Source organism: Bifidobacterium sp. W8104, assembly GCF_016100735.1.
Classification (GTDB): domain Bacteria; phylum Actinomycetota; class Actinomycetes; order Actinomycetales; family Bifidobacteriaceae; genus Bombiscardovia; species Bombiscardovia choladohabitans.
Genome location: NZ_JACFRW010000001.1, coordinates 379,613 through 392,065 on the forward strand (window position 1 = coordinate 379,613; position 12,453 = coordinate 392,065).

Genomic DNA, 12,453 nt, shown 5'->3' on the forward strand with positions numbered 1-12,453 from the left:
GAAAATATCTTCATCCCAACTTGACATAATATTTTTTACTCGTTTTATCCGAGTGTTGCTCCCCGTCAGACCCGAACCTGCATGCTAGCGTTCTTTCTAGCTACCGGGAACGTGCCCGGCAAGCAGCCGATGAAAAAACTTGGGGTTTTCATCATCGGACCGCCTTACCTTGGGAAAGGGGTTTGTAGCGATCATGTGCCATCCGGACGCGTCTTCCCGGTCAGCCATTGTTGTAGACATTTTGAAAGTTATTGTCATTCTTCCAGCCAGCATGATCATCGGCGGCCTCACTGCGGCCGACGCCATCGCGAAACCGATCGGCCCGGCCCAGCCGACCAGACTGGAAGAAACTACAGCAGACCGGCAAACAGACGCATCCGCCGGTACGGCAGCAAGCCGTGCTCAGGCAGGTTCAACTTCGTATCGGGTCGTCTTCGACAGCGCAGACGGCAGCGGCATCGACTCCCAGAACGTCAAGGACGGTGCTTTGGCCAGCCGTCCCGAACAAGACCCGACCAGGGACGGATACCTGTTCGATGGCTGGTTCGCCAAAGACGCCAACGGCGACTCCAAGGTGGCCTACGACTTCACCCAGCCCGTCACCACAGATCTCACCCTGACCGCCCACTGGACCAAGGGCACAAGCGCCTGGAGCCTCTCCCCCGCCTCCGGGAAAACCAAAGGATACGCCAAAATCACCCTGACCCCGCCCACCAAACCAGACATACGCTTCAGCCACATCATCCCGGCAGAAGAAGACGGGTCCCAGGCCATAGCCTCGGACGGCAACCTCTACCGGTGGGGGGACAACAACTACAAGTTGGGAACCCCCGAAGAAGAAAAACGCACACCGAGCCTGGTCAACCCGCCGGCCGGCGTCCGCTTCACCCAGGTCAGCGGAGGATCCTCTCATTCCTTGGCCCTGGGATCGGACGGCAACCTCTACAGCTGGGGATACAACAAACAAGGCCAACTGGGACGCGAGACAACCGGCGAACCCAAGAGAGACAATCAGCCGGGGCTGGTCACTCCTCCGGCCGGCGTACACTTCACCCAAGCCTGCGTAGGATCCTGGCATTCCCTTGCATTAGGCTCCGATGGCAACCTCTACAGCTGGGGCGCAAACAGCTACGGGGAGCTGGGACGCGACACGGGTTCAGCCACATATGATGCCAAGCCAGGCAAGGTGAACCTGCCGACAGGCGTCGCGAAAATCACCCAGATCCGCGCAGGGACCTTCTACTCCATGGCTCTGGACTCGGACGGCGACCTCTACAGCTGGGGAGACAATACTTATGACGAGCTGGGACGTTACACCGGCGACCTTGACTTCAAAGACCGCACACCGCGCAAAGTCTCCACCCCGCTTGGCGTCAAGAAATACACGTGGATCGCGATTGGAGAGTGGACATCCCTGGCCATCGGCTCGGATGGCAACCTCTACAGCTGGGGTTGGAACGAATCTGGCCAGCTGGGACGCAACACCGGATCAGCAACACAAGACCGCAGACCACGCAAGGTGAACATGCCGGCAGGCGTCAAGAAGTTCACCCAGATCAGCACAGAACGCAGGTACTCCCTGGCCATCGGCTCGGATGACAACCTCTACAGCTGGGGAAGCAACGATTGCGGCCAGCTGGGTCGCGACACCGGATCAGCCAGATATGAGGCCAAACCCGGCAAGGTGACCATGCCGACGGGCATCGCAAAATTCACCCAGGTCAGCGCCGGCTATTCCCACTCCCTGGCCATCGGCTCGGATGGCAACCTCTACAGCTGGGGATACAACCAGTACGGCGAATTGGGACGCCCCACCAGTGGCAGGTACGACAGCCGCCCCGGCATGGTCGCCTTCCCCGAGGATCCCAAGCCCGATAATGTGAGTTTCGGCGGGACGCCCGGCAGCAACCTCGACGCCAACCCGGACGGCACCTGGAGCGTCACCACGCCCCCACATGACCATGGCAGAGTTGATGTAGTCATCACCTGGAAGATGAACGGTGAGCGTCCAGACGCGCGTCTGTCCTACAGATACCTGGGCAATTACCTTATCGTTTTCGACCCCGACGGTGGCACTGGGTTCGGTTTCCAACCCGTGACCGAGGGAAACCGACTGAAACCCCCCGCCAAGGATCCAACCAAGAATAAACACCTGTTCGACGGCTGGTTCATCGGCGACACAGCCTATGACTTCAGCAGGCCGGTCACCGGCTCGGCGACTCTGACCGCCCACTGGAGCAGTGCCGACAGCAACAGGTGGAAGCTCGACAAGGACAACGGGCCTGAGACCGGTGGCCAAACCGTCACCCTGACCCCGCCACCGGAACGCGGCATCCGGCTCAGCCAAGCCGATGCAGGAGACATCCATTCCGCAGCCGTAGGCTCCGACGGCAGCCTCTACACCTGGGGGGACAACGACAGCCATGGGCAGCTGGGCCGCGACACCGCCGGCAAGCAGGACAGCCACCCGAGCAAGGCGGATACCCCTGCAGGCGTCAACTTCATCCATGTCAGCGCGGGCTACGGATTTTCCGTGGCCCTGGGCTCCGACGGAAGCCTCTACAGCTGGGGAGACAACACCCACGGCGAGCTCGGGCGCACAGTCACCAGCGGCACCCCAGCCAACAGGCCCAACAAGGTTGAGACCCCGGCAGGCATCACCTTCGTCCAGGCGAGCGCAGGAGGATCTCATGCCGTGGCTCTGGGCTCGGACGGCAACATCTACACCTGGGGTGACAACGGCGCCGGCCGGCTGGGACGTACCGTCACCAGCGGCTCCCCCGCTGACAAACCCGACAAGGCCGACACCCCGGCAGATGTTACTTTCACCAGTGTCAGTGCAGGCCAGGGACACACGGTGGCCGTGGACACACAAGGCGAGATATACACCTGGGGAGACAACACCCACGGCGAGCTCGGGCGCAACACCACCAGCACTCCGGCAGACAAGCCCGGCAGAGCCGACACCCCGGCTGGCGTCACCTTCACCCAGGCCAGCGCAGGCGGAAGCCACTCCGTGGCCGTGAGCGACGACGGCAGCCTCTACACCTGGGGCAACACCGGCAGCACCCCCGCAGACAAGCCCGGCAAGGTCGACACCCCGGCTGGCGTCACCTTCACCCAGGCCAGCGCAGGAGGCAAGCATTCCATCGCCTTGGGTTCCGACGGCAGCCTGTACACCTGGGGCGACAGCGGCAAAACCTCGGCAGGCAGGCCCAACAAGGTGGATACCCCGGCAGGGATCACCTTCACCCAGGCCAGCGCAGGTGCATCGTACTGCCTGGCCCTGGGATCTGACGGCAACCTCTACAGCTGGGGGGACAACGCCAAGGGCCAGCTAGGCCGCGACACCGGCGACACCCAGTCCGCCAGTCCAGCCAAGGACAACTTCCCCGAACTAGGCATCCCCACGCATGTCCTGTTCGACAATGTTGAAGCCTCCGACCTGACCAGGAACCCCGATGGCACCTGGACGGTTGCCACGCCGGCGCATATGCCCGGCATATCAACCGTCACCATCGAATGGAGGCTGAACGGAGCAGACCAGACCCCCGACACCAGCAACACGTATCGATACAACTCCATCAGCGTGTTGCCTAGGGCCGGCGGAGGCGGCCTGGTCCCCCTGCTGATCGCCGGGCTGCTCGCCTTCGCATGCGCCGCAGCAGCCAGGCGCCACCGGCTGGAAACCCTCAGTCGACAACAATAAAGACTTCCCTCGTGTAAGCAGGTCCGGGTTATCACTATCCCCAAACACAGGCCCGGACCACACGGGTGGCCCCAACTCCCCCAACGCAACGGGGCCACCCATATTCTTCCGCCAGACGGCTTTGGCACCGCATGGCGGCATTGCCGGAATGGACAATATATGTAGCGCTACAATTATCATCAGCAATGCCGCCGACTCCGCCATCGCAGGCCTGTCCGAACGGCACCGCAAGGAGGAGCCATGACCGATGCGCGCCATCAATCCCAGTCCATGCAGAACCGTCCCGGGTCGGATGCCCACTTCAACCCGTCGCAGGTCCGTCTGACCCCCGGCAGCGTCTACGCCGATGCACAGCAGGCCGGCGCGGACTACCTGCTGAGCCTGGATCCCGATCGCCTTCTTGCCCCCTACCGGCGCGAGGCAGGCCTAACCGCCACAGCGGATCCATACCCCAACTGGGAGTCCATGGGTCTGGACGGCCACATCGGCGGCCACTACCTGTCCGGACTTGCGGCCTACTGGCAGACTCTGCGAACCTGGCCCTTCCTGGAGCGCGCCACCCGCATGCTGACCGGCCTGCTCGAGTGCCAGGAGGCCTCGGGCGACGGCTTCCTGGGCGGCATGCCTCACAGCGCCGAGCTCTTCCGGAACCTGCGGGAGGGTCACGTGCAGGCCCAGTCCTTCAATCTTCTGGGCGCCTGGGTGCCCCTCTACAACCTGCACAAGCTCTTCGCCGGCCTGTTGGACTGCTGGCAGTCCTTCCAAACCAAGAGCGCCTCCGAAATGGCCCACGTCATGGTCCTGCGCCTGGCCGACTGGTGGTGCGACCTGGCAGACAGGATCGACGAACAGGAGTTTCAGACCATGCTGACCTGCGAGTACGGGGGTCTGAACGAGGCCTTCGCCCGCCTTTATCAGCTGACCGGAGAGGACCGCTATCTTCGCCAGGCCCGCCGCCTGACCGACCGTCCCTTCTTCGAGCCGCTGGCCGCCGGCAAGGACCAGCTGACCGGCCTGCACGCCAATACGCAGATACCCAAGGTCCTGGGCTACGAGCGTCTGGCCGAGATCACCGGGGACAAGGCCTTCCGCACAGCCGTGGACACCTTCTGGCATGGTGTGGCGGACAAGCGCACAGTCTCCATCGGGGCCCACTCCATCTCCGAGCATTTCAATCCTCCGGACGACTTCTCGGCCATGGTCACCTCCCGCGAGGGCCTGGAGACCTGCAACAGCTACAACATGGCCAAGCTGGCCCTGCGCCTCTACGACCGCACCGGACAGGCCCGCTATCTGGACTTCTATGAGCGGGTTCTGGTCAACCATCTGGTTTCCACAGTGGGCATCCGCGAGCATGGCTTCGTCTACTTCACCCCCATGCGACCCCGGCACTATAGGGTCTATTCCAGCGCCCAGCGCTCCTTCTGGTGCTGTGTGGGCACCGGCCTGGAAAACCACGCCCGCTACGGTGCCATGATTTTCGAGCATCGGCCCGGAAAGAAATCCAGCCAGGAATCCGAGTCCCTGGCGGTCAACCTCTTCATCCCCGCCAGCCTGGACTGGTTCCAGCGCGGACTACAGGTCAGCCTGGCCTACGCTCCCGGCCCTGGAGCCACCAACCTGGGCCATCTGGATCTGGAGGCCAGCGACAAGAGTCAGCAGACCTTGGACCTCTACATACGCCATCCCTGGTGGCTGGAGGATGCCGACTACCGGATCGCGCAAGGCCAGGCGGACATGACCGTCGAGCCGGCGAAGTCCGATCCGGATGGCAGCCCCTGCTTCGACCACCTGCATCTGACCTGGACCGGCCGAATGAGCCTGGAGCTGTGCCATCGGGTCCGGGTGACTGCCGAGCCCCTGCCGGATGGTTCGGACTGGGTCAGCCTGCTGCGCGGCGTCAAGGTCATGGCCGCCCGCAGCGACGATGCCGACCTGATAGGCCTGAAGGCTGACGACTCCCGTGCCGGACACATCGCCTCCGGCCCCCTGCGTCCCTTGGGCGACCTGCCTGTACTCCAGGGAGAACCCCAAGACTTCCTGCTGCCCCATCCCCAGGACGACGGTGCCATAGAGGTGGCCGTCTCCAGACCAAAGGACGGAAAACCAGGGTGGACCGATTCACGCCTGCTGCTGGTCCCCTTCACCTCCATCGAGGCCTCCCGATATTCGGTCTACCTGCCCTGGGCGCAGGATGGCGATAAGGACCGTGTTCACCGGGCCCTGGAAGAAATTGATGCACAGGAGCAGGCCCACGAGCTCCAGGTCTGCGACCGGGTGGACTGCGGGTCCCAGCAGTCCGAAATCGACCACGAGTATCAGGGCAGGAATGACCGGCAGGAGCTGATTGAGGGAATCAACACCCGTCACGCCCTGGCCGGAGGCTGCTTCTCGTACCGGCTGCGGGATGCCACCGGCGGTGCGAAAATGCTGGAGGTGGCCATGCGGGACCAAGGCAGCACTGCGCCCTACTCCCTGCAGGCGGAAGGCCTGGAACTGGGCCAGCCCGTAAGAAGCCGCGAAAACGGCAGAATACTGGACCGTTACCCCCTGACCGGTCATGGATTGGACGCCCTGCCCGACCGGGCCGTCAGGGTGCAGATTCAGGCAGAAGCCGAGGGCCCCACCCCTGACCTGCTGACTCTGGCACTGATTCGCGGTTGAAGGGCTCAGGACCGGGCTGTGCTGCCAGACACGACCAGTGAGAAGGGCAGGACCACCTGCTCGGGCTGATGTCTGCCGGGCGGATCCTTCATCCGAGCCATGAGCAGTCGCATGCACTCGGCCGCCACCCGGTCCGTATCCACGCGAATGGTCGTTAGGGCGGGTGTGAGGAAGCGGGACACTTCCAGCCCGTCGAAACCGATCAGGGCCACCTGCCCGGGCACCCGAACCCCATGCTCCCCCAGCGCGTGCAGGGCCCCGATGGCCACCACATCCGTCAGGGCGAAGATCCCGTCAAAATCCCTGCGGCGGGTCAACAAGGCGGCCATGGCCTGGTCGGCGCTGCCCTGATCCCAGTCGCAATCGACCACATCTTCGGGCCCTATGCGGATTCCATGGCCTCGTGCTGCCTGTATGGCCCCCAGGAGACGCTGGTCCTGCCCTAGGCTGGACTGAGCCAGCTCGTCCGGGGCTTTGTAGGCGGCGCCAAGAACCAGAATCCGCCGGCAACCATGGTCTATCAGATGCCCAACTGCCGCCTGGGCACCCTGGCGGTTAGGACTGCGCACGGTGTCTACTGATCGGTCCAGTCGAGGCCCGTCGAAAACCACCAGGGGATAGCGTCGATTGAGCGCGGCGATAGAGTCAGCGGACAGGGCCGGCGCGGACAGGATGGTTCCCTCGCAGAATTGGGTGGCGATGTCTGCCACCATGGATGACTCGTAGCTGGCCATCTGCCGGGTCTGCTGAATCAGCGTCTGATACCCCATGCTGAAGGCCTGATCCGATACCGCCGCCGCCAGGGCCGCCGAGAAGGGCGAACGGTCCAGTTCCACAGTGGAGAAGCCGATGATCCCGGACCTGCCCGAGCTGAGCCGCCGGGCCGCCAGATTGGGCCGGTATCCCAGCCGCTGAGCCGCCTCCAGCACACGACGCGCCGTGGAGGGTTTGACCGAGGATTTGCCCCGTAGGGCGTTGGACGCCGTCATCCGCGACACCCCGGCCTCGCCGGCCACATCATCCAGAGTCGTTACTTTTAGCCGTCGCTTCCCTCGCGCCTGATTCGCCAGCCCATTCTATCGCCGGGCAGACAAGGAACTTGAAGCTGAAATACGGGTTGCAATACGATGTTTGCTTGCTTTGTCTTCAGTGAGGCGGTAAACAGAGATGCTGTGCTGGCACGAAGCCCGAGGCTGGCTTGACCTATATGGATCCGATATCACAAACGGCGTCGTGTGTTCTTGTTTTTTCAGGTAGCATGATGAGTGTAGTGGTGTTGGGGAGTTGGCTGGGTTTCGATATGGCTTGTACGCCGGCGTGGGGGCTGGCTTGAGCAGTGGAGAGCTGGACGGCATCCTGACGGATAGGACGTTGTAAGCAGGGATTCATCGGCACGTTTCTGGGGATGTTCGAGGTGACTGTGTCCGGTGCGGGCGAAAGGTTGTCGGCTTATGCATCTGGGTACCCGTCTGCGTCGCGCCTCGGCGACGACGATCCTCCTGCTGGGCCTGCTGACAGGCCTGGCAACGGCATCCGCCAACGCGGACGCTCCCCCATTCATCGAGTGGGGTCGTCAGACCCCCCACACAGCTGAACAAACCCCCAGCATCCCCCCCGGCAGCACAACCAGCACCCCACTGCCCTCACCCTCGCCAATACAAGCCACCACATCATTAAGTCCAACAGCAAGCCCAAACACTCCGTCATCGACGACGGGGACACCCGACAACACAGGATTCACTTCAACCAAGCCGTCCGATACCGCTGATCAAACTTCGCATGTGGTGAACTTCGACCCGGCCGACGGCAACACGCCTACCCAATCAACTGTGAAAACCGGCACCCTCGCCACTCCCCCGCAGCAGAACCCGCAACGTCCCGGCTTCCGGTTCGACGGGTGGACACGTGACGGCCAGCCCTACGACTTCCAGACCCCCATCCTCCAGGACACCACCCTGAAAGCACACTGGTCGAAAACCACGGACTGGACGCTGAGCCCGGAGCACGGGCCCGCCACCGGCACTAGGCTAACCATCAAGCCGCCCAGCCTGCAGGAGCCTTACTATGTCAACGTCCATACCGCAGGAGAGCAGGTTATCGGCCTGACAGGCAACGGCCGCATCCACACCTGGACGCAGGACCACACACCCAAACAGGTTCCTTTCCCCGCCCAGGCTCACGAAGGGTTCCACTACCAGCAGGCCACAGCCGGCAGCCACCTGCAGGCAGCACTCGGATCCGACCAGCACATATACACCTGGGACAACCAGCAGCCCGCGCCTACGCTCTTCGACACCGGACAGGATGTCGGGTTCACCAGCATCAGCATGAACGGAGACCTGCTGCTGGCCGTGGACCGGCAGGGCCGAATCCACAGCCACCAGGCCGGCCAAGATCCGAAATCCACTGAGCGGGCCACGTTCAGCCTGCCCGGGCAGGCGCAGGCCGTCACCGCCGTCGCCTCCGGCATCCAGGCCCTCATCGTGGACGCGGACGGACAAGCCTGGACCTTGGAGACGATCAACACCGGGAAAGCCAAACCAGAACGCATCAAGCAGGACCCGGGCATGCACATCGTCCAAGTCCAAGCCCTCAACCAGGGATTCCTCCTGCTGGACACAGACGGTCATACCCATCACCTGGCCGACAGCACAACCAGCATCACAGCTTTCAGCCTGCCAAAAAGCATGAAAGCCAGCCGGATCACCACCAACGACAGCCAGGCCCTCATCGTGGACAAGGACGGCCATATCTGGGCCTGGAAGCCCGGCGAAACACCCACCAGTGCGAATAAAGAGAACCAACGCTACATGCAAGCGGTTCGCATCGGCAGCAGGATCACCGCCTGGGACAGGCAGGGCGGCATCTACAGGTGGAGCCTGGACGGGCAGGGCCAGCCCGGCCAGCCAGTAAGAATCAGCACCATCATAGAATCCACCTTGGAATCAGCCAGCATGGACAGCCAGCCGCTTAAACTCACCAGGAACAACGGCTCATGGCAGGCGGACTTGCCCGCACGCAAGCCGGGGCCAGCCGCCATTCTCATCACAGGTAGTCAAGACGGCCAGCCCTTCACCAAGAGCCTGAAGTACACGGTCGACCAGCCGCTGATACGAGGCGCGGAACCAAGATCCACGCTCACGGTCCGATTCAACACGGGCGGAGGAAAACCCGAACCAGCAGACCAGCATTTCCCCACCACCAACGGCAGGGTGAAGCGGCCCTCCCCCGACCCTACGCGCCAAGGCTTCCTGTTCGACGGATGGTTCACCGGCGAGGTAGCCTACGACTTCAGCAAGCCCGTCACTAAGAATCTGACCCTGACCGCCAAGTGGACGCCGGCAAGCCGGAACAGCACGTGGAGCATCAGCCCGGACAAGGGCAGCCAGCTGGGCAGGGAATCCACCACCATCACCCCGCCCGACAGCGCCAGCCGGGGCATCAGGTTCAGCCAGGTCAGCGGATCAACATACGCTGGTTTTTCCTTGGCGGTGGGCAGCGACGGCAACGCCTACGCCTGGGGAGGCAACTACTATGGCCAGCTCGGCGACGGGACAGGCCGCAGCCACCGGTCTACGCCGGTCATGGTGAGGACACCCGACCGCAGCACGTACCCGGACCTGCCAGCGGACTTCACCTACCTGCAGGTCAGCGCCGGAGGCGATTATTCCCTGGCCCTGGGCAGCGACGGCAACGCCTACGCCTGGGGATGGAACTACAGTGGCCAGCTCGGCGACGGGACAACCAGCGAGCGGCATGCGCCGGTCAGGGTGAAGACGCCCGACCGCAGCACGTACCCGGACCTGCCAGCGGACTTCACCTACCTGCAGGTCAGCGCCGGAGGCGATCATTCCCTGGCCCTGGGCAGCGACGGCAACGCCTGGGCATGGGGATCCAACACCTATGGCCAGCTCGACAACAACACCGCCAGCGGGACCAGTGACGCGAATCCTGTTCCTATGCGCGTGCGCGACCCCGCCAGCCCCACCGACACGAGCAAAGGACTGCAAGCCGTGCAAGTCAGCGCCGGATACACTCATTCGCTGGCCGTGGGCAGCGACGGCAACGCCTGGGCATGGGGAGACAACAGCGCTGGCCAGCTCGGCAACAACAGCACAAACAACAAGTCGGCTCCTGTGCCGGTGTCGTTCAACCTGGCTCTGGTGATCACCGGCGTCAGATTCGACCAGACCCCCGCATCAGACCTGACGCGCGGCGACGGCAGCAGCGTCACCGTGACCACGCCCGCACATTTGCCGGGCACGGTCACGGTCAGCGTCGACTACACGATGGGTGGCACAGGAATCACCCTGACCGACACTTCCCTCAGATACACGTACCTGCCCGCAGGCGTGCTCCCCAAGGCCGGAGGGGAAGGCATCCTGCTCGCCCTGGGCACCGGCATGACCGGCATGGGCGGAGTCCTCGCATCCCGCCGCCACCGGAGGGAAACGCACCGACTGCTTTACGCTTCGCACGAGTAAGAAAAGGCCTGGGGCGCGTATCAATCCCCCCGCCCCCGGCCCATATAGGGGGCAGGGAGGAAAAGTGTCACTTAAGGCCCAACCCCAAGAGAGCCGACACTTCCTCCCGCGCCCCCACCACACATATCAGTCGACCGCCCGAACGCAACAGAGGAATCGACTCCTCTTATCCAGCTCGGACGGTCGACTACAACTGTTCTACTGCTGGTCGGCAGTCGTGGCGTAGATGGTCTTCTTGCAGGCCAAGTACACGACCAGGCCCAGCAGGGACACGGCAGCTCCGATCAGCAGCAGGTTGCTGTAGTTGGCGGCCGGGCCGGTGGCGCCCATGATGCTGAAACCCTCCAGGCTGGGCTTGCCCATCAGACCGCCGATGATGGCGATGCCGATGGAGCCGGTCACGTTCATGACCAGATCGTTCATGCCCACGCCGCGGCCCGACTGGTCCTGGGGCAGGGTGTCAAGCACGGTGGAGACGATGGGCGAATACATCAGTCCGACCCCGGCATAGTAGACGCAGGCAGTCAGCGTCAGGGCCAGCAGGCCGGAATTGACCACCAGAGCCGTCCCGGAGAAGCCCAGAATCATCAGACAGGCGGCGATGATGATGGCGGTCTTTCGGCCGATCTTATCTACAATGGCGCCCGAGGTGGTGCCCAGCACGGCGGCCACCAGGAAGGCCCAGACCACATGCAGGGAGACCGTGGTGGTCGACACCTTGTAGACGTCACGTCCGATGGCGTTGAAGATGGGCGACATGCAGTAGTTCATGAAGTAGAAGATCAGAATCAGCCCGATGCCCATCAGCCAGCGCTTGTTGCGGAAGAAGTCCGGGGTGATGAAGGGGCTCTTGGCCCGGCTGATGTACACGGCGAAGATCAGGTAGCAGACAGCGGAGGCCACCAGCAGCCACCAGGCCGTGTACGAGAAGAAGAGGGTCAGCAGGGCCGTGGCCAGTCCGAAGATGACGAAGCCCAGCCAGTCCACCTTCTCGCCGTTGCCGCCGCCGGTGGGCAGGCTCTTGAGCAGGATGGGCAGGAAGATGATGGTGACCGCGGGAATCAGGAAGAGGTACTGCCAGGCTATGGAGCTGAGCAGGCCGGCGGCGAAGATGCCGATGGCTGCAGACACCTGGTAGCCTGCCGTGAAGATGCCGAAGAAGATCACCTTCAGTGAGGGCTTGAGGTACTTGGTGGCCACGACCAGGTAGGCCGAGCCAGCCACCTGTTCGCCGGCGGTCTGCAGCAGCCGGGCCGCGATCACATTCCAGATGTTGGGGGCCATGATCGTGTTGGCCACGTATCCATACACGGACCCGATGAACAGTATGCACAGGCCGAAGGTGACCAGCTTGCGCAGGGATACGAAGTCACCCAGGGACCCGTAGATGAAGCAGACGATGCCCAGGACGATGCTGGGTAGGGCCGTGATCAGCGAGGCCTGGTCGGGGGCGCCGGCATCCTTGCCGACCTGCTGGAAGACCAGGTTGAAGCCCTGCAGGCACAGGGTGCCCAGGACGAAGGTGATCAGCAGCAGGATCAGCGATCGTACGGCTGTCGAATCCTCGGTGGATTGCTTTTCGGACATAATGTCTTC

The 12,453-nt window shown here is 63.2% G+C and carries 5 protein-coding genes; 3 read left to right on the top strand and 2 right to left on the bottom strand.

Annotation, left to right across the window (positions count from 1 at the left end; genetic code table 11):
• The first annotated feature begins 271 nt into the window (after window positions 1-271).
• The gene (locus H3U89_RS01465; protein ID WP_198178859.1) at window positions 272-3,709 is read left to right on the top strand and encodes an RCC1 domain-containing protein; all 3,438 of its coding nucleotides are present in this window, start codon (window positions 272-274) and stop codon (window positions 3,707-3,709) included.
• A 240-nt stretch (window positions 3,710-3,949) separates the two neighbouring features.
• On the top strand, window positions 3,950-6,373 hold the full coding sequence (locus tag H3U89_RS01470; protein WP_198178858.1) for a beta-L-arabinofuranosidase domain-containing protein: 2,424 nt from the start codon (window positions 3,950-3,952) through the stop codon (window positions 6,371-6,373).
• A 5-nt stretch (window positions 6,374-6,378) separates the two neighbouring features.
• Here H3U89_RS01470 and H3U89_RS01475 read toward each other — a convergent pair whose 3' ends face one another.
• The gene (locus H3U89_RS01475; RefSeq protein ID WP_332460517.1) at window positions 6,379-7,389 is read right to left on the bottom strand and encodes a LacI family DNA-binding transcriptional regulator; all 1,011 of its coding nucleotides are present in this window, start codon (window positions 7,387-7,389) and stop codon (window positions 6,379-6,381) included.
• Between the two features lie 435 nt (window positions 7,390-7,824).
• On the opposite strand from H3U89_RS01475, the gene H3U89_RS01480 reads away from it, so the two are divergent.
• Window positions 7,825-10,857 carry an InlB B-repeat-containing protein gene (locus H3U89_RS01480; protein WP_198202395.1) on the top strand — a complete coding sequence of 1,011 codons (3,033 nt, stop codon included), beginning with the start codon at window positions 7,825-7,827 and terminating at the stop codon, window positions 10,855-10,857.
• Between the two features lie 198 nt (window positions 10,858-11,055).
• Here H3U89_RS01480 and H3U89_RS01485 read toward each other — a convergent pair whose 3' ends face one another.
• Complete coding sequence (locus H3U89_RS01485) at window positions 11,056-12,444, bottom strand: MFS transporter (protein ID WP_198178854.1); 1,389 nt, start codon at window positions 12,442-12,444, stop codon at window positions 11,056-11,058.
• Between the last annotated feature and the right edge of the window lie 9 nt (window positions 12,445-12,453).

Coding starts and splice junctions, on each gene's coding strand:
- H3U89_RS01465 (WP_198178859.1), top strand. CDS start 272: ATGATCATCGGCGGCCTCACTGCGGCCGACGCCATCGCGAAACCGATC.
- H3U89_RS01470 (WP_198178858.1), top strand. CDS start 3,950: ATGACCGATGCGCGCCATCAATCCCAGTCCATGCAGAACCGTCCCGGG.
- H3U89_RS01480 (WP_198202395.1), top strand. CDS start 7,825: ATGCATCTGGGTACCCGTCTGCGTCGCGCCTCGGCGACGACGATCCTC.
- H3U89_RS01485 (WP_198178854.1), bottom strand. CDS start 12,444: ATGTCCGAAAAGCAATCCACCGAGGATTCGACAGCCGTACGATCGCTG.